At 35.8% G+C, this 22,848-nt stretch carries 17 protein-coding genes and 1 riboswitch; of the genes, 11 read left to right on the plus strand and 6 right to left on the minus strand.

Features of this window, described 5'->3' with window-relative positions; translation table 11 throughout:
• Positions 1–75 precede the first annotated feature (75 nt).
• Complete coding sequence (gene ygfK / locus BM183_RS06330) at positions 76–3,063, minus strand: putative selenate reductase subunit YgfK (protein WP_091685384.1); 2,988 nt, start codon at positions 3,061–3,063, stop codon at positions 76–78.
• 129 nt (positions 3,064–3,192) lie between these two features.
• A complete protein-coding gene (gene ssnA, locus BM183_RS06335) occupies positions 3,193–4,524 on the minus strand; it encodes a putative aminohydrolase SsnA (RefSeq protein WP_091685386.1) in 1,332 nt (443 codons plus the stop codon).
• A gap of 322 nt (positions 4,525–4,846) precedes the next feature.
• Between ssnA and BM183_RS06340 the strand changes: the two genes are divergently transcribed.
• The 5 genes from BM183_RS06340 (at position 4,847) to arcC (ending at position 10,360) form a co-directional block, all read left to right on the plus strand.
• Positions 4,847–5,485: a helix-turn-helix transcriptional regulator gene (locus BM183_RS06340; RefSeq protein WP_091685387.1), complete on the plus strand. Its 639-nt coding sequence runs from the start codon at positions 4,847–4,849 to the stop codon at positions 5,483–5,485.
• A gap of 14 nt (positions 5,486–5,499) precedes the next feature.
• A complete protein-coding gene (dpaL, locus tag BM183_RS06345; protein WP_091685389.1) occupies positions 5,500–6,705 on the plus strand; it encodes a diaminopropionate ammonia-lyase in 1,206 nt (401 codons plus the stop codon).
• A 12-nt stretch (positions 6,706–6,717) separates the two neighbouring features.
• A complete protein-coding gene (locus tag BM183_RS06350; protein WP_091685390.1) occupies positions 6,718–8,022 on the plus strand; it encodes a YgeY family selenium metabolism-linked hydrolase in 1,305 nt (434 codons plus the stop codon).
• 39 nt (positions 8,023–8,061) lie between these two features.
• Complete coding sequence (ygeW, locus tag BM183_RS06355; RefSeq protein WP_091685392.1) at positions 8,062–9,255, plus strand: knotted carbamoyltransferase YgeW; 1,194 nt, start codon at positions 8,062–8,064, stop codon at positions 9,253–9,255.
• Between the two features lie 163 nt (positions 9,256–9,418).
• Positions 9,419–10,360 carry a carbamate kinase gene (arcC, locus tag BM183_RS06360; RefSeq protein WP_091685393.1) on the plus strand — a complete coding sequence of 314 codons (942 nt, stop codon included), beginning with the start codon at positions 9,419–9,421 and terminating at the stop codon, positions 10,358–10,360.
• Between the two features lie 190 nt (positions 10,361–10,550).
• Here the strand turns inward: arcC and BM183_RS06365 are convergent, their stop codons facing one another.
• From BM183_RS06365 to BM183_RS06375, 3 genes are all read right to left on the minus strand, one after another.
• The gene (locus BM183_RS06365) at positions 10,551–11,501 is read right to left on the minus strand and encodes an RsiV family protein (RefSeq protein WP_091685395.1); all 951 of its coding nucleotides are present in this window, start codon (positions 11,499–11,501) and stop codon (positions 10,551–10,553) included.
• Positions 11,498–11,998 carry a sigma-70 family RNA polymerase sigma factor gene (locus tag BM183_RS06370; RefSeq protein WP_091685396.1) on the minus strand — a complete coding sequence of 167 codons (501 nt, stop codon included), beginning with the start codon at positions 11,996–11,998 and terminating at the stop codon, positions 11,498–11,500. The genes BM183_RS06365 and BM183_RS06370 overlap by 4 nt, the downstream gene beginning before the upstream one ends.
• A 318-nt stretch (positions 11,999–12,316) precedes the next feature.
• Positions 12,317–13,615, minus strand: coding sequence for a uracil-xanthine permease family protein (locus BM183_RS06375; protein ID WP_242960894.1), 1,299 nt, complete (start codon positions 13,613–13,615; stop codon positions 12,317–12,319).
• Positions 13,616–14,361: 746 nt separating this feature from the next.
• Between BM183_RS06375 and BM183_RS06380 the strand changes: the two genes are divergently transcribed.
• Complete coding sequence (locus BM183_RS06380) at positions 14,362–15,078, plus strand: DsbA family oxidoreductase (protein WP_091685397.1); 717 nt, start codon at positions 14,362–14,364, stop codon at positions 15,076–15,078.
• 207 nt (positions 15,079–15,285) lie between these two features.
• Here BM183_RS06380 and BM183_RS21635 read toward each other — a convergent pair whose 3' ends face one another.
• Positions 15,286–15,558: a YcxB family protein gene (locus BM183_RS21635; protein ID WP_091685533.1), complete on the minus strand. Its 273-nt coding sequence runs from the start codon at positions 15,556–15,558 to the stop codon at positions 15,286–15,288.
• Between the two features lie 17 nt (positions 15,559–15,575).
• A riboswitch (cyclic di-GMP riboswitch) is annotated at positions 15,576–15,659 on the plus strand.
• Between the two features lie 134 nt (positions 15,660–15,793).
• Here BM183_RS21635 and BM183_RS06390 point away from each other — a divergent pair.
• From BM183_RS06390 to BM183_RS06410, 5 genes are all read left to right on the plus strand, one after another.
• Positions 15,794–17,806 carry a methyl-accepting chemotaxis protein gene (locus BM183_RS06390; RefSeq protein ID WP_091685398.1) on the plus strand — a complete coding sequence of 671 codons (2,013 nt, stop codon included), beginning with the start codon at positions 15,794–15,796 and terminating at the stop codon, positions 17,804–17,806.
• Positions 17,807–18,023: 217 nt separating this feature from the next.
• On the plus strand, positions 18,024–18,953 hold the full coding sequence (locus BM183_RS06395; protein ID WP_091685400.1) for an NTP transferase domain-containing protein: 930 nt from the start codon (positions 18,024–18,026) through the stop codon (positions 18,951–18,953).
• Between the two features lie 256 nt (positions 18,954–19,209).
• Positions 19,210–21,324: a xanthine dehydrogenase family protein molybdopterin-binding subunit gene (locus BM183_RS06400; RefSeq protein WP_091685403.1), complete on the plus strand. Its 2,115-nt coding sequence runs from the start codon at positions 19,210–19,212 to the stop codon at positions 21,322–21,324.
• Positions 21,324–21,791 carry a (2Fe-2S)-binding protein gene (locus BM183_RS06405; RefSeq protein WP_091685404.1) on the plus strand — a complete coding sequence of 156 codons (468 nt, stop codon included), beginning with the start codon at positions 21,324–21,326 and terminating at the stop codon, positions 21,789–21,791. Before BM183_RS06400 ends, BM183_RS06405 begins: the two co-directional genes overlap by 1 nt.
• Positions 21,785–22,603 (plus strand): FAD binding domain-containing protein, encoded by an 819-nt coding sequence (locus BM183_RS06410; RefSeq protein WP_091685406.1) that lies wholly within the window; start codon positions 21,785–21,787, stop codon positions 22,601–22,603. The genes BM183_RS06405 and BM183_RS06410 overlap by 7 nt, the downstream gene beginning before the upstream one ends.
• Positions 22,604–22,848: the final 245 nt, after the last annotated feature.

Below are 22,848 nucleotides of genomic sequence, written 5' to 3' on the forward strand. Positions count from 1 at the left end.
CATACACCGTTGAAAGGTTAACCTTTATTCCATCTTCCTTTACAACTAACAACTTCCTTATAATAATCACCAATCTTAGAACAGATAGCTGTAATCATTGTAAACAGCGGCGATGAATTGTTCAATTCCGTCATATAGGCCGGTGTCCTTTAAGCCTTTTACAGTTGTTACTTTTCCGCCCAATCTAACTTGGAAAGTCAGACTGTCCTTATCTACTAATACAAAACCTTCATTGGTGCTGTCCTCAAAATCAGCAGTATTATTAAATAAAGTAAATTTCTCTTTGTAAGGTGCACTATCATATGGACAGAAAGTTTCACAGTTGCCACATTCGTTACACATCTTATCAACATGAAGAATTTGCGCCAGTGCCATTCCAGGAACACGTATTGAGATATTGGCTCTGTTAGGACAGACTTCCACGCAGTTTTCACATACGGAAGAACATCCTAAACAACGTCCTGAATCTTTGCCCTCTTCATCTGCTTTCTTAATAATACCTCTCTTAGCATATAAAGCTTCTATATCTAAGTCTGCTTCTATATCTTTTGCAACTTCTTTGCCAAGAATTCCTTCTGCTGCTTTTCTTGCATCACGAATTGCTTCTACTACTGTTGCCGGTCCATATAAGCCATCGCCTGCCACAAATACACCTTTTACATTAGTTTCAGCGGTTACAGGATCAACTACAGGATAACCTTTTTCATTTATAGTAATATTGTTCTGTTTGTAGAAGTTAATATCTGCTTTCTCACCAACAGCTGCAATTACAGTATCAGCAGGAACTTTAACAATTTCATCTGTTTCTACCGGTTTACGTCTGCCGGAAGCATCCGGATCACCAAGTATCATCTTGTGGCAAAGAAGCATTCCGTCTTCATGACGATATGGAGCAAGTAATTCTCTAAATTCAACTCCATCTTCTAAAGTAAGAATTAATTCTTCTTCGTCTGCCGGCATATAGCGTTTTGTTCTTCTATATACTAAAGATACTTTTTCAACACCCTCTGTTCTCTTAGCTGCTCTTGCAGTATCCATAGCCGTATTACCGCCACCGATAACAACTACATTTTTACCAAGATCTACATTGCCATCGGATTTCTTAAAGTCTTCTAAGAAAGCTAAAGCATTCATTGCTTCTCCTTCTTCCAACTTAAGCACTCCTGGCTTAGATGCACCAATTGCTAACACAATATTATCATATCCCATGTTCTTAATTTCATCGATGGAAGTCACTTCAGAATTCACCTTAATTTCAACACCCATGATCTTTGCTAATTCAATATCATTTTGGATGGCTTCATCCGGAATTCTAAAGCCTGGGATAATGTGTCTGATGACACCGCCAAGTGTTTCTCTTTTCTCAAAGATAGTTACTTTCATACCGCTTCTTGCTAAGAAGAATGCAGTTGCTAAACCAGCAGGTCCGCCACCGATAACAGCTGTCTTTCCTTCATAAGTTACAGCAGGTGCTTTTAATTCTTTCATAAGATCTTCAAAACCACCCTGTGCAGCTTCTAACTTCACGGAACGAATCTGAACGGATTCTTCATAGAAGTTACGAGTACACTTACTCATACAGTTATGAGCACAAATAGTACCTGTGATAAAAGGAAGTGGGTTCTTTTCTACAATAACCTTTAAAGCTTCCAGATATTTTCCTTCTCCGGCAAGTTTTAAATAGGAAGTAATGTCCTGATGTATTGGACATCCCTGCTTACAAGGAGCTTCAAAACAATCTAATAATGGAACTTGTCTTTCCATCTTACGGGATGGTAATGGTTTAATAGCTTTTGTATGGTTGGGATCTGTAATAGAATCCTTTTGTAATTTTTCAACTGCTTCGGGATTGATTCCGCTAAATGGCTTGTATTCTTCCTTGTCAAATATCTTAGCAATTTGAACCATTCTTTCGTATCCGCCTGGTTTTAACACGGTAGTTGCTATAGTAATAGGCCAGATTCCTGACTCATAAATCTTATCGATATTGTGTACGTCTGCACCGCCGGAATAAGATATTCTAAGCTTTCCGTCAAATTCTTTGGAAAGTTTTGCAGCCAGCGCAATGGATAAAGGATATAGAGAACGTCCTGACATGTACATTTCTTCACTTGGAAGTTCTCCTGCCTTAACATCTACAGGGAAAGTATTTGTAATTTTAACACCAAAGCTTAGTCCCTTTTCATCCGCTAAAGCCATTAATCTCTTTAACATAGGAATTGCATCTTCATATTGTAAATCATCTTTAAAGTGGAAATCACCAAATGCGATATAGTCATATCCCATATCATCCAGTGTTTTTCTTGCAAATTCATAACCTAATAGGGTTGGATTACATTTAATAAAGGTATTTACATGTTTTTCGTTTATTAGATAGGAAGCAATCCGTTCAATCTCTTGTGGAGGACATCCATGAAGGGTTGATAAAGTAATGGAAGTACAGATGTTAGAAGTAATGGCATTCACATCTTCTTCCGTTATATTTTTAAATAAGTTAATATTATTTAATAAATATTCTTTGCATTCTTTAAAAATAGAAGTATCTTTTGCTTCTTTTAAACCTTCAATAAAGTCATCAATCTTCTTTGTTTTAATGCCTTCCAAATCATATCCTACACTCATGTTGAACATGAAGCCATCTGGAGAACCAAGTTTAAATTCTTTTGCAATTACTTTAATTGCAAACCATGCTTTTACATATTCGTCAAAAGCTTCCGGAACTCTAAGCTCTGTAGACCATTCACAGTTATAACACTCATCTTCTGCAGTAATACATGGTTTAGCAACAGGAAGATCTTCTCCGTCTAATACTTGTACCGTTTTTAGTTCAAAGAAACGGCTTCCTGCGTAATAAGAAGCAACCAGGTTCTGTGCTAATTGTGTATGTGGTCCTGCTGCAGGGCCAAATGGAGTTTCTAATTTTTCATCAAATAAATCAAGATTACGTCCTTCTTTTGCAACATACGCTTTACGTACGCCAAAAACAGTATTTCTGTTTTTCTTTTCTTCTAAAATCCAATTCATTAATCTGTCAAATGGAATCGGTGTCATTCTATCGCTCATAATAACCTCTATTCCGGTGCTTTAGCACCATTTTAATAATGAAGCAATTTATGCTCCGCACAAATTGCCGGTTGAAAAAGCTTGCTTTTTTCAACCTACCCTCGCTTCTAGCGTTTTAGCGCCATTTTATTAAGCATTTATGCTATTCCAAAGCTTTTCTGCCTCTGCTCTTACATTATTAATTGCCTTTTCTTCATCAATAACAGTTAATATTCTGTCTTTCATAACTACTTTACCGTTGATCACTGTTGTAGTTACATGGTTACCGTTCATTCCAAATAGAATATGGCTGTTGCAGTTTGCTGCTGACATTGGTGTTACTGGATTATAGTCAGCAATAATTACGTCTGCTGCCGCTCCTTCTTTTAAGATACCAAGCGGTTTCTTAAAGTAACGGTTTGCAATGATTGCATTGTTCTTAAATAACATGGTAGGAACTTCTCCCCATGCTGCGTTTGCATCACATAAATGATGTTTGTGAAGTATATTGGCTACTTTATAGGATTCAATCATGTCATGGGTATAACCGTCTGTACCAAGTCCTGTTAATACACCGTGTTTCATAATCTCCATAGTAGGAGGGCATCCACATGCATTTCCCATATTGGACTCTGGGTTATGAACTACCATAGTATCGGTTTCTTTTAATACATCCATTTCATGCTGATTTACATAGATACAATGTGCTGCTAATGTTTTAGGCCCTAGTACATTCAGGTCCATTAAACGATCAATTACCCTCTTGCCATATTTCTTAAGAGAATCATATAAATCTTCAATACCTTCTGCTACGTGTATATGATATCCTACTTCCGCAGGTTTGTTTGCTGCGCAAAGTTCAAGAGTTTCGTCTGATAAAGTAAAGGATGCATGAAGTCCCATCATACCTGCTATCATATCAGAATCATCTGCCAAAGCATGTTTGATAAATGCAGCATTCTCTGCTACTGCCTCTTTCATCTTATCTTTTCCATCACGGTCGGATACTTCATAACATAAGCAAGTTCTGACACCAAGTTCTTTTGCTGCGTCTTCAATTGCAAATAAACTGTCTTTAATGTTGCCAAAGCTGGCATGATGGTCAAATACAGTAGTAACACCACTCTTGATACAATCAATATAAGTTGCCATAGCACTTTGTTTTGTCTGTTCCAGTGTCAGGTGACGGTCAATGGTCCACCACATACCATCTAAGATATCTAAAAATCCATTGGGATTATATCCTTTAATGGAAAGTCCTCTAGCCATAGCGCTGTAAATATGCTCATGGATATTGATAAAACCAGGCATGATTACACCGCCTTTAGCGTCGATATACTCTGCATCAGGATATTCTTTTCTTAAATCTTCTGTCTTGCCTACTTTTTTAATTAATTCTTTCTCAATAAGTACCGCTCCATTTTCTAAAAATGGATTTGCATCATCTCTTGTGATGACCCTACCGTTTCCAATAATAAGCATGACTAATCCTCCTTTTTTTATATGATTTACATTAAACCCCAATTTTCATGCTTGTAACAAGTCTACAAGATGGTTAAGGTAGCAATTATGAACATATGCATAATTTAAATAGTTTTACGTAAAATAATTTTGGTCTATTATGCAATATGTATATAGTTTTTTCTATAGGTATAGTTTATCATCTCTATTTATGAATTGCAATAGAAAAATACAAATTTTTTTAGTTTACCTAAATTTTTTTGTAAAAAACTATTGAAATATATTTTTTTTGTGATATTATGAAATTAAGAACACCACCTATCGCGAAAGGAAAATCTTAATTATGAACTATACACTGGACTATTTAACACAAATAGCACATGGCATCGCACAACAATTTGGCCAAAATTGTGAAGTTGTCATACATGATTTAGCTTCTATAGATTTGGAGAATACTGTAGTTTATATTGAGAACGGTCATGTTACAAAACGTAATATCGGTGATGGACCATCTCACGTGGTTTTAGAAGCATCACGTAAAGACACATCCCATTTAAAAGACCGTTATGGTTATTTGACACGTACCCAGGATGGTAGAATTTTAAAGTCATCAACTATGTATATTCGTGGAGACGATAATAAAATCAGATACATATTCTCCATTAACTTTGACATAACCGCATTTTCAACTATTGATGGGGTTGTGAAATCATTGATTTCCACAGAACCTGAAACTAAGGCTCCAGAGAGAATTACACAGAATGTAAATGACCTATTGGATGATCTAATAGAAGAATCTGTTGCTCTCATTGGAAAACCGGTTGCTCTTATGACAAAAGAGGAAAAAGTAACCGCCATTCAGTTTTTAAATGATGCAGGTGCTTTTCTGGTAACAAGATCTGGTGACAAAGTCTCCAAATACTTTGGAATCTCAAAGTACACACTATATAGTTATATAGATGTCAACAAAACAACAAAATAAGGAGGTCTTTTTCCATGAAACCAATACAATGGGCAATTAACGAAATGCCTAAAACAGAAGATAGCCAGTTAAAAGTTATGGCTCTTGATGAAATTAAAAAAGCCAGAATTTTTCACGAAAGCTTTCCTCAATACTCAACAACTCCATTAGCAAAGTTAGATAATATGGCTTCTTATTTAGGAGTAAAAGAACTTTTTGTAAAAGATGAATCTTATAGATTCGGTTTAAATGCATTTAAAGTTCTTGGCGGATCCTTTGCAATGGCTAAATACATTGCACAGCAGACAAATAAGGATGTATCAGAACTTCCTTATAATGTATTAACTTCTGATAAGCTAAGAGAAGAATTTGGTCAGGCAACTTTCTTTACAGCTACAGATGGTAACCACGGCAGAGGTGTTGCATGGGCTGCAAACAAATTAAAACAAAAAGCAGTTGTTTATATGCCAAAGGGTTCCACTAAAACCAGATTTGACAATATTGCTAAAGAAAATGCAACTGTTACCATTGAAGAAGTTAATTATGACGAATGTGTTCGTATGGCTGCTGCAGCTGCTGCAGAAACTCCACACGGCGTTGTGGTTCAAGATACCGCTTGGGATGGTTATGAAGAAATTCCTGCTTGGATTATGCAAGGATATGGAACTATGGCTATGGAAGCAACAGAGCAGTTAAACGAAAACGGATGCGACAGACCGACTCACGTATTCGTTCAGGCTGGTGTAGGTTCTTTAGCAGGCGCTGTTACAGGTTATTTTGTAAACCGTTACCCTGAAAACCCTCCGAAAATTGTTGTTGCTGAAGCAGAAGCTGCTGCTTGTCTTTACAAAGGTGCTGCTGCAAAAGATGGTAAAATACGTATAGTTGAAGGGGATCTGGAAACAATTCAGGCCGGTTTAGCTTGTGGTGAACCAAATACTATTTCATGGGATATACTTAAAAATCATGTTACAGCTTTCGTATCTTGCCCGGACTGGGTAGCAACAAAAGGTATGCGTTTGTTAGCTGCTCCATTTAAAGGAGACCCTCAGGTTATCTCCGGAGAATCCGGTGCTGTTCCAACTGGATTATTAGCTGCCATCATGCAGATGGATGAATATAAAGATTTAAGAGATTATTTACAATTAGACGAAAACTCAAAAGTTTTAGCCTTCTCAACTGAAGGAGATACTGATCCTGATAGATTCAAAGAAATCGTTTGGGATGGAAAAGAATATTAAGGAGGAAGAAAAATGAATTTTGATCAAATTAAAAGCGCTGCACAAGGCTACGAAAAGGCTATGACTAAGTTCTTAAGAGACTTAGTAAGAATTCCAGGCGAAAGCTGTGGAGAAAAAGGTCACATTGACCGTATAGCTGAAGAAATGAGAGCTGTTGGATTCGATAAGGTAGAAATCGATCCAATGGGAAATGTATTGGGTTACATGGGAACCGGTGAAAAATTAATCGGTTATGATGCTCACATTGATACCGTAGGTATCGGTAACAGAGCTAACTGGAAGTTCGATCCTTATGAAGGATATGAAACTGACACAGAAATCGGCGGACGTGGTACTTCAGATCAATTAGGTGGTATTGTATCTGCAGTTTATGGCGCAAAAATCATGAAAGATTTAGGATTATTAAATGACAAATACTCTGTGTTAGTTACAGGTACTGTTCAGGAAGAAGACTGTGACGGCCTTTGCTGGCAATACATCATCAACGAAGGTAAAGTTAGACCTGAATTCGTAGTTTCTACTGAACCTACTGATGGTGGTATCTATCGTGGACAACGTGGACGTATGGAAATCCGTGTTGACGTTCAAGGTGTTTCCTGCCATGGTTCTGCTCCAGAACGTGGTGACAATGCTATTTACAAAATGGCTGAAATTCTTACAAATATCCGTGATTTAAATGAAAACGACGCAGCTGATGATAAAGAAATCAAAGGCTTAGTAAAAATGTTAGATGAAAAATACAACCCTGAATGGAAAGAAGCTAATTTCTTAGGTCGTGGTACTGTAACTACTTCCGAAATCTTCTTTACTTCTCCAAGCCGTTGTGCAGTAGCTGACTCCTGCTCTATCTCCTTAGACCGTCGTATGACAGCAGGCGAGACTTGGGAAAGCTGCTTAGATGAAATTCGTGCTCTTCCTGCTGTAAAGAAATACAATGCTACAGTTAGCATGTACGAATATGACAGACCAAGCTACACAGGACTTGTATATCCTATCGAATGTTACTTCCCAACTTGGGTAATTCCAGAAGATCACGCTGTAACAAAAGCTATGGAAGAAGCATACAAGGGTCTTTACGGAACTACACGCAGTGGTGCTGCTGATGCTGATGAAATGAGAAAAGCTCGTCCTCTTACTGATAAATGGACATTCTCTACAAACGGTGTATCTATAATGGGACGTAACGGTATTCCTTGTATCGGATTCGGACCTGGCGCTGAAGCACAGGCTCACGCTCCAAACGAAAAAACCTATAAAGAAGATTTAGTAAAATGCGCTGCTGTTTATGCTGCATTACCAACTGCTTACTGCAAATAATAAACTTAAACAATAATTATATTAAAGGAGAATGAACCTATGAAAACACTTCAAACTTACATTGATAAGTTAAACAAATTGAATTTTAAAGAAATGTACAACAATGATTTCTTATTAACTTGGGAAAAATCAGATGACGAACTTGAAGCAGTTTGGACAATTGCTGAAGCTCTTCGTTATATGAGAGAAAATAACATCTCCACTAAAGTATTTGAAAGCGGTTTAGGTATTTCTTTATTCAGAGATAACTCTACTCGTACACGTTTCTCCTTCGCATCTGCTTGTAACTTATTAGGTTTAGAAGTTCAGGATTTAGATGAAGGAAAATCTCAGGTAGCTCACGGTGAAACAGTTCGTGAGACAGCTAACATGGTTTCTTTCATGGCTGATATTATCGGTATCCGTGATGATATGTACATCGGAAAAGGTAATGCATATATGCGTGAAGTATCCGAAGCGGTTAAACAAGGTCATGAAGATGGTATTTTAGAGCAAAGACCTACTATCGTAAACCTTCAATGTGATATCGACCATCCTACACAATGTATGTCCGATATGTTACACATAATCAACGAATTCGGCGGAATTGAAAACTTAAAAGGCAAAAAACTTGCTATGACTTGGGCTTATTCTCCTTCTTACGGAAAACCATTATCCGTTCCTCAGGGTGTTATCGGTCTTATGACTCGTATGGGCATGGAAGTTGTTCTTGCTCATCCAGAAGGATACGAAGTAATGCCAGAAGTAGAAGAAGTAGCTAAGAAAAATGCTGCTGCTTCCGGCGGATCTTTCAAGAAAACAAACAGCATGGCTGAAGCTTTCAAAGATGCTGATATCGTATATCCAAAGAGCTGGGCTCCATTTGCAGCTATGGAAAAACGTACTAACCTATATGGTGAAGGTGACCATGATGGAATCAAAGCATTAGAAAAAGAATTATTAGCACAAAATGCACAACATAAAGATTGGGCTTGTACAGAAGAATTAATGAAAACTACAAAAGATGGAAAAGCTCTTTACTTACACTGCTTACCAGCAGACATCACTGGTGTAAGCTGCGACGAAGGTGAAGTAGATGCTACTGTATTCGATCGTTACAGAACTCCACTTTACAAAGAAGCAAGCTACAAACCATATGTAATTGCAGCTATGATGTTATTAAGCAAATTTGAAGATCCAGCTGCTATCTTAAAGAAACTAGAAGAAAAAGGAACTCCTAGAATCTTAAAATAAAACATTAATATCAAAAATAATATATCAATATAATATTATATATCATTCTGAGGTCCCTGATTCTAGAATCCCATAACCGGATCTTAAGTGCAAATCCAGCTTGTTGGATTTGCACTCAGAATGATAATAGAACATAAAAGTCCTATGCAGAAATGAGGTATATATAATGAGCAAGAAAAAGATTGTTATTGCCTTAGGAGGAAACGCTCTTGGAAATACCCTTGCAGAACAAATGGAGGCAGTTAAAATAACTGCAAAATCCATTGTTGATTTAATCGAAGAAGGACACCAGGTAGTTATTTCCCACGGAAATGGCCCACAGGTAGGAATGATTAACAATGCATTTACAGAATTCAGCAAAATCGAGAAAGATCAACCTATCGTTCCTCTTTCCGTTTGTGTTGCCATGAGTCAGGCATATATCGGATATGATTTGCAAAATGCCATTCGTGAAGAATTAAAGAATCGTGGAAAAAATACACCTGTTGCAACTATGATTACACAGGTTCGTGTAAATGGTGATGATCCTGCATTCCAGAATCCAACTAAACCTATTGGTAAATTTATGAGCAAAGAACAGGCTGATGAATTTTCACAAAAATATGGCTATCCAATGAAAGAAGATGCAGGCAGAGGTTACAGACGTGTTGTTGCTTCTCCAAAGCCTGTAGAAATTGTTGAAATAGATGCAATTCGTGCATTAGTGGACGCCGGCCAGGTAGTAATCGCTGGTGGCGGCGGTGGTATCCCTGTTGTATTAAACGGAAACCAATTAAAAGGCGCAAGTGCTGTTATTGATAAAGACTTTGCAAGCTGTGTATTAGCAAAGGAATTGGATGCAGATTATTTGATCATTCTGACTGCAGTTGAAAAAGTAGCTATTAACTTCGGTAAACCGGATGTGAAATGGTTATCCAATATAACTGTTGAGGAAGCCGAGAAGTATATGGAAGAAGGACATTTTGCTCCTGGATCCATGCTTCCTAAAGTACAGGCAGCCGTTGATTTTGCTGCTTCTAAAGAAGGACGCAGCGCTCTAATTACTCTATTAGAGAAAGCAAAAGACGGCATTGCCGGCGAAACAGGTACCGTTATTAGTAAATAACCCCTGTTATGAATAGGTTAATTCCTATACTTACTACAATAATTACTGTGAAAATTTATTTCCCAAGATAATTTTTTGCATAATTATAAACCCCTAAATAATATCTTTATTTATTTCTATTTAATCCTTTTCTATGTTAAAGACCCTATAGGTTCCCAATCCTATAGGGTCTTATAACATGATAGCTATTTTATTTTATAATTTCAAATTCCTGCACTCCCATAAAGCCAGGGGCAATTTCGTATTTGTCAAAACAAATAACCGGATTTCCTTTTTCATTAATATAAAAGTTGGTATTCTCATCTACGGAAGTAAATCCTTCTATATCTGAGGAACCATTACCGGCAATGCTCCAATAAATATAGTCTGTATTTTCCTGTACTCGTTTCTTCATTTGACTTAAAATGCTTTCATTAGAAACAAGGATGTAATCTTCACCTAATATGTCTTTTAAACTAACTTGAGTATTTTCTTTTAGATTCAGATTATAAAAATACTTTTTACCATAGGCAGAACACCAGCTCTCATCTGCAGTAAGTACAAGAGACAGGTAATCATCTGCCTGATATTTAACATCATAATCAACTTTAATGCTGATATCTTTTTGTTTCCACTCCTCTTCAGTACCTCCGGTCTGTATAAATGCCTGCTTATATTCCTCTATACTTTTCTCTGCACCGGCTACATACTCATTAACTATTTGTTCAATTTCTTTATTAATATCTGTTACGAATTGTTCCGTTTTTTCCTGCTTTTCCTTATCCTGCCCTACTAAGCCGCTTTTATCTCCTTGATTTAACTCCACACCAGGTACTTTCACCGAAATACTTTGATTATCATTTACATTTTTAAAAGAACGGATAGTAAGGACTTTAGCCAGACTATTAATAACCGGAATATTATCTAATCCCTTTGCAAATACTTCATTGGTATTTAATGCTACAGTAAAACAGATAATAAGTACAGCTGCCGCTGTTATTGTGTACTTAAATATATGAACTACTAAATTATCTTTAAACTTATTTATCCCGGAATTTACCTTGCCAACTTGTTCATTTAGTGTAGTATCAACTATTTGTCTCAATTCACCGGGGATTTTAATATGGTCATATATTTCCTTTGACTCTCTGATCTTTTTCATACTCCTACCTCCAATTCATTCTCCAATACAGTTCTTAATCGTTTTAATGCAGCATATAGCCGCGTCTTTACTGTATTTATATTAACCTCTAAGGTTTCTGAAATTTCCTTTAAGGTCATCTGTTCATAAAAATGCAGTATGACAATTGTCTTCATATGTTCCGGCAATTCACAAACCTTCTGATACACTTCCAATTTAGGCTCAAAAGCTTCTTCATAGTAGACTTCCTCTTTCATATCTGCCGGATCACATATAATCTCTTTCTTACCCTTTCTAATATATAGAAGGCATTCATTAATTAATATCCTGTAGAACCATGTCTTTATTGCTTTTTTATTCCTTAAATTATTATAATTTTCTAAGCTTTTGCATATTGCATTTTGTATAGTATCTAAAGCACTATCTTTATCATAGACATAACAATATGCAATGCGGTAAAAGCTATTTTGATTGGTTATAATATGTTCCACTAGGTTGTCATAGGTAGTATCTTTCACATTTCTCCACTTTCCTCTCTCTCTTGTTATTTCAGAAGATTAATTTATAATAAACAAGTTTTTCAACCAGCAATCTGTTCCGGAGCACAAATTACTACAGCTTTTTAAATGGGGCTAAAGCACCGAACTAAATTTGAAAAGTTTATTTACATCTTCTATTGTCCCCTAAAATTAAACATAACATTATCTTTTAAAGGCTCTTATATTGTTTAGATACATCTCCCATTAAAAAAGTTTTACTTAATAGAAAAAACCTGTAAGATTATACAGTAATTTCTGTTTCTCTTACAGGTTTTCTTTTGATAAATATATTAACTATTAATTATGTGCTGTTGATGTCTGCTCTGCTTCTTCCTTGTCCTTTGGAAGTATTACATTCAGAAGAATTGCCACTAATGATGCCAATACTACCGGAGACTTTCCAAAGATGGCTATTATAGAAGGCGGGAATAGTGCCAGGGCTTCCGGAACAGATGTAATACCCATTCCTAATGCAACTGCAAGTCCAACTATGAAATTGTTTCTATAAGACATCTTTTGTTTTGTTATTAACTTAATTCCTGTCATAGTAATGGATGCAAATACGGAAGCTGTAGCTCCCCCTAATACGCATAAAGGAATCGTTGTTAAAAGGGATGAAAACTTAGGTAAAAAACCTGCAACCAGTAAAATTCCTCCTGCCAATCCTAATACACAGCGGTTTACTACTTTTGTTGTTGCTACAATACCTGCATTTTGCCCGAATGTGGAGATTGGTAATCCCCCAATAATGGACCCGATCATATTGGCTACTCCGGTACCAATAATACCGGAGGATAACTCTTTATCAGAAGGATCGCGATCCAAACCGCCAACGGTGGCGGCTGACATATCACCAATTACCTGAATGGAGTTGATGATAAACAACAACGCCATGGATATAATCGCAGATGCTTCAAATTTGATTCCAAAATAAAAAGGTCTCGGCATCTGTACCCAGGCAGCTGCTCCTACTTCGCTAAAATTAACCATTCCCATAAAGAACGCAACAACATATCCAACGATCATACCAAATAATATAGAGGCTAATTTTAAAGTTCCTTTACAAAAATGACTGAAATATGTTACTGCAATTAATGTTATAACCGCTACCGCCCAGTTCTTCATACTGCCATAATCAGCAGATCCTGCACCACCGGCCATATAGTTAGCTGCCGTAGGATATAAAGACAATCCAATAGTCAGTATAACAGTTCCTGTTACCAAAGGTGGAAATAAAGGTTTTAACCTTTTAACAAATAAACCAACAACAATAGAAATAACTCCACCTACTAACTGTGCTCCAAATACAGTAGCAATATTAAATTGCGAAACGATAGATTGTAAAGTAGCCAAATAGGCAAAACTAACACCCATAATGGCAGGAAGACCGGATCCTATAACCTTGCCTATTGGAAAGAGTTGAATGATAGTTGCAAGTCCGGCACTTAATAAAGCAGCCTGAATTAAAATTACCGTATCGGAAGGTTTTATAGTACCTTGGCTTACTGCTATTGCAGCAACTACAATTGCCGGTGTAATACATCCTACTATCATGGCAACTACATGCTGCATAGCTAGTGGAAATGCCTGCTTCATATCAGGTACTCCATATAAATCAAACACCGATGCTTTACTTTTATTATTATTTGATTTACTCAAATCCGTATCCTCCTGTTTTCTTATTACTTCTAACAAAGGAAAAACCATTTCCTTTATTAAATGTTCTCTCAATCAGCCTTTCATTTACTACATATAAACAGAATTATAATAAAAATGGTGTATTAACCATATACTCCTATTGCAATATTAACGTCCCTCAAAATCTAACAAAAATGCAAGTATTAAGGCAAAAAATTAGTTTGTATTTTTAAAATTCAGTGCTTGTTTTAATTAAATACAAAAACTTTTTGTGTCATACAAAATTTTTGTATATACATATATTATCACGCATTAATTTATTCTACAATAGTCATTGTTAAATAAAATACAATTTTTTATTGGTCAATTTGTACAAATTTATTCCTATATTATTGGAGGGTAAATAAGGGTAATTCACAATTTTATATTAGAATGAGCTAAATAACCAGTATCAAAGGAAACTCTCATAAAGTACGGAGCTTCTTTTTTTGATTAGATTTAAAATTAATAAATGTTGGAGTCTTGCATCAATTATAAATTTGCTTAATTTTAATAAAGCACTTTTTATTAAATACTAATTGATAATAAATATCAATTAGTATCTCTCTATTGAAAATTCATACACTTATGGTAGTATAAAAATTAAATAGAAAAATCTATGGAGAATATATTAGATCGTTTTCCTAGTAGGAATGAGGTATTTTATGAAAATAGAAGTATGGTCTGATTTTGTATGTCCCTTTTGTTATATTGGTAAGAGACTGTTGGAACAAGCACTAAATAAATTTTCTCATAATGATCAGGTGGAAGTTTTATTTAAAAGCTATGAACTGGATCCAAATGGGGAAAGTGATACAAGTTTATCCGTAGACGAAGTTTTAGCTGAAAAATATAATATGACTATAGAACAGGTAAAGACCATGAATGAACAGGTTATCCAAAAGGCTGCTACGGTAGGATTAAATTATAATTTCGATACTATGGTACAAACAAATACTTTGGATGCACATAGACTTGCGAAGTACGCAACGGAAGCCGGAAAAGGTGCTGAATTAGCCGAGAGAATTCTAAAAGCTCATTTTACAGAATCGAAATTTATCGGAGATAAAGATATATTAACAAAATTGGCCGTAGAAGTTGGTTTAGATCAGGAAAAGGTGAAAAGGGTTTTATCCGGCAATGATTATGCTGATGCTGTACGTGCTGATGAAAAGGAAGCAAAACAATTAGGAGTGCAAGGAGTGCCTTTCTTCGTATTTAATAGAAAATATGCCATATCCGGAGCACAACCTTTGGATTTATTTATGGATACCTTGGAAAAAGTATGGAGTGAGGAAAATCAAACTTCATCTTTTGAACAAATTAATGGTGGAGAAGGCGCTGTATGTACAGATGAAGGCTGCCAATTACCTGAAAGATAACCTTTTTTAAAAGAAAAGTTAAAAGATACTAAGCTGTCATTCTATGTATAAATTCAAATGCAGAATCAGAAGCAGAAGAATGGCAGCTTATAATATTGTCCTTATTTCTCATCTTATTTCTTCCCCATAATAATTTTACTTATTATAAATTAACACAGTTAGGAAATTACATAAAATTGGAGTAAAGGAATGGGACATTTCTACACTTTATTTATTTTTTAGCATTTTATATTTACCTGCATCCATTTTTTCTTTAATTAATTCTTTTACCTTTGCCAACTCTTTATCACTGTAAAAAAAGCGCTCTAGTAAAATTAATACGCTATTACTTGATTCGTATATAATAAACATCTTTTCTTTTTCTATAATTTTATAAATATCATCCCATTTATGAATAGAATCAAAAGATTCCGACTTTCGGTGTGTCGAATAAAAGAAGTTATTATCGAAAAAGAGTTGATTTTCCTTAGCAAAAGGTATATTATACCAATAGAAACTATATAAAGGGGCAAACTTATCGAAAGATAGGGACGCAAAGCCAAGGGTCTTCGTTTTTACAAACATGACAGCCGGTTGCATCAGTAGTATATTGACTATGCCTTTTATTTTATAATAAAAGGCTTTCTTAATTTATTCACCTTTCTTTTCATGTAAGCAACAATCCCACTTTATATAAAAAACAGAAAAATCATTTTATACTAAAAGGGAGAGCAAGATGAAAAAAATAAAATTAGGATTCAAAAAAAGCATTAAAACAAGGCTTATTTTATCTTTTTCCGCTTTAGTTTTATTATCCTCTATTATTTTGAGCATAATATCATTTCAAGTAGCAAACTATATTATCACACAGGAGGCAAAGCAATCACTTACAACCATGTCTTATGATGCTGCCAGGTTAGAAGAAAGCCGACTGGAAACTCAAAGACGTTCTTTAAAAACCATAGCAGAATTACAGGATATCAGAAGTATGGACTGGGAAAATCAACAACCTGTTCTGCGAAGTATGTTAGCCAATACGGATTTTATAGAAATGGGTGTTATCCAGCTAAATGGAACAGTCAATTATTCTAAAGGAAATTCTACACAGTTGGAAAAGTCCGATCCAACCTTGAAAGCAATTGAAGGGGAAGAAGAAGTAATTCTCTTTCGTGCCGATCCGGGAACTGGTGAGTTGTCTCTCCTACAAGTAATACCTATTAAAAATGGCGGTAAAGTAGTAGGTGCATTATTAGGCCGCAGAGACGGAAAAGCTTTAACTAATATGGTAAATGACACCGGCTATGGGGAAGAGGGATATGGATTTGTTATAGACAGTAATGGAACTGTTATCGGTCATCCTGATGAAAATAAAGTATTCTCTCAATTTAATCCCATTGAAGAAGTGAAGAATAATAAGAATTTAACCTCTTTATCCCGATTGTTTGAAGAAATGATCAGTAAGAGAAATGGATTTTATGATTATACTTTTGAAGGTAAAAATCTATATGCAGGCTATTCTCCCATTGAAGGTACCGATTGGATTATTGCTATAACAGCTACTGAAAACGAATTGTTTTCTGCATTGCCTATGCTGGAGAGGATTATTATAATTGTACTTGCAGTTATCTTACTGATAAGCATCCTTGTTACTTATCTATTAGGCAATTCAATTACAAAGCCAATTATAAAAGGCGTTGAGTATTCTAAAAGAATTGCAAACTTAGATTTATCAGAAGATGTAGATAAAAAGGATTTAAAGAAAAAGGATGAAATAGGTGAACTTGCAAATGCACTGCAAAGTATCCTTCTTGAACTGCGTAAGATTATCAGGGAAATCAATGATTCCTCCAAACAGTTAGCCGCTTCTTCCCAGGAACTTACCGCTACTTCTGAGCAAACGGCAAATGCCGCAGAAGAAGTAGCAAAAACAGTAGAAGAAATCGCTAACGAAGCTTCCCAACAAGCACGTTCTACTGAATTAGGCACTACCAAGGCAATTGAATTAGGTGAAACCATTAAAAAGGTTTACGGATATATAAATGAGGTAAATCAATCCAAAGACAAGGTTAACGATGTAGTCAGTAACGGAATTAATGAAATTGATTCATTAAGCAAAATAACCACCGAAAGTACCGGAGCTGTTAATGAAATCTATCAGGTAATTATAAAAACCAACGATAGTTCCAACCAAATTGGTGAAGCCAGTAAAGTAATTGAATCCATCGCCTCACAAACAAATCTCTTATCTTTAAATGCAGCTATAGAGGCAGCAAGAGCTGGTGAAGCAGGAAGAGGATTTGCGGTTGTTGCGGAAGAAATCAGAAAACTTGCTGAACAATCAGAAGCTTCTACTAAAATTATAAATACTATAGTGGCTGAATTACAGCAAAATACTAACGATGCTGTAAAAACCATGGAAAGGGTATCCAATATATCTGAGGAGCAGGCCAGAAGCGTAAATAACAGTAAAGATAAATACCAACAAATTGCAGAAGCTATGGAAATCACCAATGCATCACTTTCTCAATTAAACCTTTCCGGAGATGAAATGGATAAGATGCGAATGAGTATTCTGGATGTATTACAAAATCTTTCTGCCATCGCTGAAGAAAATGCCGCCGCCACTGAACAAGCATCTGCAACTACTGAAGAGCAAACCGCTTCTGTAGAAGAAATTGCAAACTCCAGCAACAAATTGTCTGAATTAGCTATAAGATTACAAGGGGCAGTTGCTCAATTTAAAGTGTAACTTTTGGGTTAAGCTAAGCAATATGACCAAAACTGTTCAAATCTATAAAGATATAATAACATTCAATTTCACATAGACCAATGTTATCCAATGCTAAAATATATACATATATGCCAAATAACCTTGAAAACTTAAGGTTTTCCGTGTAGAATAGTATTATGTTACCCTTTCGTATATGAAAGCTTTTAGAAAAAGTATAGTAAAGAGGTATGGGTATATGAATTATAAAAAGCTAAAAGAAACAGGCGGGATTATTGTTGCCGCAGGTAAAACATCAAAGAAAAGTAAATCCGATCCACTTCTTAAAATAGGATCTATAACGGTAATAAAAAGAATTGTATTGACTTTTCAAAGAGCCGGAATCTCCCCTATTGTTGTGGTTACAGGATGTGCCGCAGAAGATATTGAATACGATTTATCCGACTATGGAGTTATATTCCTTCGAAATGAAGAATATGAACACTCTCAGATGTTTGATTCTGCAAAAATCGGATTTGAGTATTTAAAAGAAAAATGCGACCAGATTGTATTTACACCGGTCAATATTCCTATGTTTACACCAGATACTATTGTTAAAATGATTACTTCCGGTGAACCCCTTATTGCGCCTTCTTATCAGGGAAGAGCCGGGCACCCCCTCTTAATAGATAATAAATTACTACCCTCCATTCTATCCTATAATGGGCCCCAGGGACTACGGGGAGCCGTTCAAAGCCTGGAAGTAAAACGAAAGCTTATGGAAGTAGAGGATGAAGGTATTATTCATGACACTGATGACATGGATCGGCTGGATGCATTACTTAAAGAACATAATGAGCACATTTACCATCCTTTCCTAAGGATCAGCATTGAAAAAGAATCCATGTTCTTTAACTCCAGAACAAAATTGCTATTGATGCTGATTAAAGAAACCCATTCTGTACGAAATGCTTGTAAGCACATTGCTCTCTCATATAGCAAAGCCTGGTCCATGCTAAATAAATTAGAAGAAGAGCTTGGATATGCCGTTGTTGAAAGAATACACGGAGGAAGTAACGGTGGAAATACCTATTTAACAAAAGAAGGTCTGGAGTTTCTGGAAAAGTATCTGGAATTTGAACATAATGTACGAAAGTTTGCAGAAGCGGAGTTTAAAAGGTTGTTCTAAGTATATAAAGAATTTCTAATTCGAGTTCTTTTGTAAAAGAATTTGACGAAAAATCGCCCATAACCTATAATATTCTTAGTGAGATTGTTATAGGTTATGGGTTATTTATTTTGTGTAAAGCATTTTTATTTGTGCTTTATCATACTTAAGAACAGATTAATTCAAATCTGATATTTACAGTTAAATATACCTTTATTAGCCAAACTTTTAACAAATTTTTAAGGTAACCTTTTAAACTAAGTTGTAGGAGGTAAATATGGAAGCTATAAGTAAGTCTGTAAAAAAAAGGGATCACGACGCCAAAATTAGCGGTCAAGCACTATATGTGGATGATATAGTGATGGAAGACATGCTTTATGGCAAAATGTTGCGTTCCACCAAAGCAAAAGCAAGAATCAAAAACATTATTCTTCCTGAAATTCCTGCCGGATATTGTATTGTTGATAAGAATGATGTTCCGGGAGAGAACAAGATACATGTTGTTGAGGAAGATATGCCTGTATTTCCCGAAGATACCGTAGAATATGTAGGAGATCCTATTCTTATGGTAGTGGGACCGGATAAAAAAGGAATTGAAAGAATTCTGTCTGAAATCGTTGTAGATTACGAAGAATTAGAACCTGTATTAGATGTTCGTAAGTCAGATGTTGCTTTCTTTCATTTCAATTATGCCAAAGGTGATGTGGACAAAGCCTTTGAAGAAGCAGATCGTGTTATAACTGAAACCATTGAAACTGGTCATCAAGAGCAAGCATATCTGGAAACTAATGGTTTAATTGCTTATCCAGAGGAAGGACGTATGACTGTTCGCGGTTCCATGCAATGTCCATACTATGTATTTGGTGCAGTAGCAAAAGCATTAGGCTACGATAGAAAGGATATACGTATTGTTCAAGATGTAACTGGTGGCGGTTTTGGTGGTAAAGAAGATTTTCCGTCCATACTTGCCTGTCAGCTTGCTGTAGCTGCAAAAAAAGCAAACAAACCTGTTAAATATGTATTTGACAGAAGAGAAGACATGGAATTTACTTCAAAACGTCATCCTTCTATTTGTACCTATAAAGTAGCTGTGAAGGACGGTAAAGTTACCGGTATGGATATTGATGTAATCTATGATAGTGGTGCCTATACAACCCTATCCAGCGTAGTTTTACAACGTGGTATCATTGGAGCAAGTGGTGTCTATAATATTGAGAATTTACGAGTAACTGGTGATGCTAAGAAAACCAACACCCTTCCTAATGGAGCAATGCGTGGTTTTGGCGCTCCTCAAACCTTCTTTGCTGTAGAAATGATAATGATTCATATTGCAAAGCAGTTAGGCGTTGATTCCCTTAAATTCAAGGAACAGCACATGGTAAAGCAAGGGGATGCTACCTCTACAAGTGGTAAATTCCATTTCCATGTTCCACTTCCAGAAATGATTGAGAGAGCTGATCAATTATCTGATTTTAGAAAGAAACGTGAACTTTATAAAAATCAAACTGGAAGATATCGTAAAGGAATTGGTATATCTCTGGTTTATCACGGATGTGGTTTTACCGGCAGCGGTGAAAGAGACTACATCAAAGCTATTGCAAAGCTAAAGAAAAATGCAGATGATACTGTTGAGATTCTTATCAGTATTACAGATATGGGTCAGGGTGCAAAAACTACATTTAGTAAAATAGTAGCTGATACTTTAGGTATTTCGTTAGATAAGGTAATCTATTCAAACCCAGATACAGACAGAGTACCAGATTCTGGTCCTACTGTTGCCAGCCGTTCTTTAATGGTAGTAGGACAATTAATAAAACGTGCAGCTGAGAAATTAAAAGAACAATGGAAATCCGGAGAAGAGCAATTAATTGAGGAACATTATGTTCATCCTGATTTCTTAATTCCATTTGATATTAAGATATTCCACGGAGATGCTTATCCTACTTACTCTTGGTGTGTTAATGTAATTGAACTGGAAGTAGATACTATTACTGCTACTACTCAGGTAATTGGTGCTTGGGGTGTATATGATGTAGGTACCCCTCTTGATTTAAACATTTTACATGGTCAAATGCAGGGTGGTTTCTTACAATCCATTGGATACGCTTCTATGGAACAATGTAACTATAATGAAAAAGGAATCATTCGTAACAATAGTTTCAGCGATTATATTATTCCTACTGCAATGGATATACCGAACCTTGTTACAGATATTATTGAAGTTCCTTATGTGGAAGGACCTTATGGTGCAAAAGGTGCCGGAGAATTACCATGCGTTGGTCCTGCTCCTGCCTACATTGATGCTTTAGAGAACGCACTTGAAAATAACATTTATCACATTCCTTATACACAAGAGGATGCCATGAAATATTTACAGGAGGTGGAAAAGTAATGGTTAAATTTATTCTTAATGGCGAAGAAGTTACAAGCAATGCAAACCAAAATGAACGCTTATTGGATGTAATCAGAAATGAATTCCGCCTTACAGGTGCAAAATGTGGTTGTAAAGAAGGCGAATGCGGCGCCTGTTCCGTAATCCTTGATGGAAAACTGGTTAACTCCTGTATGGTAGCTATGGGAAGCATTGAAGGCAGTACTGTTATGACAATTGAAGGATACAGTCATACAGACCGTTTCTCAGTTCTTGAAAAAGCATATGCTTCTGTTAGTGCTGTACAATGCGGTTTCTGTATCCCTGGCATGATGCTTGCTTCTGAAAGTATACTTGCAGAGAATCCAAATCCTACCGAAGAAGATATTCGCAGAGGAATCTCTGGAAATCTTTGCAGATGCACCGGTTATAATGCTATTGTAGAGGCAATCGGCATTGCAGCAAAGGAGGGTAAAGGACTATGGTAAAAAGTTATTTTGCAACATCCTTAAAAGAAGCTCTGGAAATACGAGGTAGAGAATCAGTAACTCCATATGCAGGCGGTACCGATTTAATGATTGAAGCAGATGATAATGCTTCCTACCTGTTTCTGAACAAGATACCGGAATTAAAACAAATCACAGCAGATGATGAATATATACGCATTGGTGCTGCCAGTACATTTACAGAAGTTTATCATAGCGAACTGATTCCTCAGATTTTAAAAGACGCTGTAATTGAAATTGCTGCTCCTGCTATCCGTAACTTAGGAACTGTTGGCGGTAATATCTGTAACGGCTCTCCAAAAGGAGATAGTGTATTAATCTTCTTTGCAACCGACTCTAAACTACGTCTTGCAAGCAGTAAAGGAGAACGTATTCTTCCAATTAAGGAATTTTATTTAGGAAGAAAAAAACTGGCTATACAAGATGATGAACTTTTGGTAGAAATACTTATGAGTAAAACAGGACTTGATAATTATTATTACAAGAAAATCGGAGCAAGAAACGCATTAGCGATCTCCAGAGTATCTTTTGCAGGGATACTTGACATAAAAGACGGTAAGATTATGAACTGTATGACTGCATTCGGTGCTGTAAGTGATGTAGTTATCAGAAGACCGGAGCTTGACGGAATATTAATTGGTAAAACTATCGAAGAAGCAAAGGCTGTGAAGGAAAAATATTTGGCAGCATTTGACGAAGCAATTGTTCCTATTCGAGGCAGAGTTTCTGCTGAATATAGAAAATCTGTATGTATGAACTTACTAAAAGATTTTCTTGAAAGTAATGGAATTTAATAATTAATAACCTTTGCTTATATAAACTAAATAGCCATTCACTTTACTCCTTGTAATATAAATATTATGTTAATTGGGCTACAAATCAGGTTAAGGTCTAAGAAAAGCAGTCTAGCCCTGTTTTTCTTAGATTCTTAATTTGAGTCCTGCAAGAGTACTAAGTAATGGCAGGAAATAGGTATGTCTTTTTTGGATTTTTAGTACCTATTTTTACCACATTTTACTATATTTTGTTAGTTGTATTC

The sequence above is a fragment of the Anaerocolumna aminovalerica genome (assembly GCF_900115365.1).
Taxonomy (GTDB): Bacteria; Bacillota; Clostridia; order Lachnospirales; family Lachnospiraceae; genus Anaerocolumna; species Anaerocolumna aminovalerica.

Bases quoted from the DNA above. Each gene is read 5' to 3' on its own strand.
- ygfK (WP_091685384.1), bottom strand. From the start codon at position 3,063: ATGAGCGATAGAATGACACCGATTCCATTTGACAGATTAATGAATTGG.
- ssnA (WP_091685386.1), bottom strand. From the start codon at position 4,524: ATGCTTATTATTGGAAACGGTAGGGTCATCACAAGAGATGATGCAAAT.
- BM183_RS06340 (WP_091685387.1), top strand. From the start codon at position 4,847: ATGAACTATACACTGGACTATTTAACACAAATAGCACATGGCATCGCA.
- dpaL (WP_091685389.1), top strand. From the start codon at position 5,500: ATGAAACCAATACAATGGGCAATTAACGAAATGCCTAAAACAGAAGAT.
- BM183_RS06350 (WP_091685390.1), top strand. From the start codon at position 6,718: ATGAATTTTGATCAAATTAAAAGCGCTGCACAAGGCTACGAAAAGGCT.
- ygeW (WP_091685392.1), top strand. From the start codon at position 8,062: ATGAAAACACTTCAAACTTACATTGATAAGTTAAACAAATTGAATTTT.
- BM183_RS06365 (WP_091685395.1), bottom strand. From the start codon at position 11,501: ATGAAAAAGATCAGAGAGTCAAAGGAAATATATGACCATATTAAAATC.
- BM183_RS06375 (WP_242960894.1), bottom strand. From the start codon at position 13,615: ATGAAGCAGGCATTTCCACTAGCTATGCAGCATGTAGTTGCCATGATA.
- BM183_RS06380 (WP_091685397.1), top strand. From the start codon at position 14,362: ATGAAAATAGAAGTATGGTCTGATTTTGTATGTCCCTTTTGTTATATT.
- BM183_RS06390 (WP_091685398.1), top strand. From the start codon at position 15,794: ATGAAAAAAATAAAATTAGGATTCAAAAAAAGCATTAAAACAAGGCTT.
- BM183_RS06395 (WP_091685400.1), top strand. From the start codon at position 18,024: ATGAATTATAAAAAGCTAAAAGAAACAGGCGGGATTATTGTTGCCGCA.
- BM183_RS06400 (WP_091685403.1), top strand. From the start codon at position 19,210: ATGGAAGCTATAAGTAAGTCTGTAAAAAAAAGGGATCACGACGCCAAA.
- BM183_RS06405 (WP_091685404.1), top strand. From the start codon at position 21,324: ATGGTTAAATTTATTCTTAATGGCGAAGAAGTTACAAGCAATGCAAAC.
- BM183_RS06410 (WP_091685406.1), top strand. From the start codon at position 21,785: ATGGTAAAAAGTTATTTTGCAACATCCTTAAAAGAAGCTCTGGAAATA.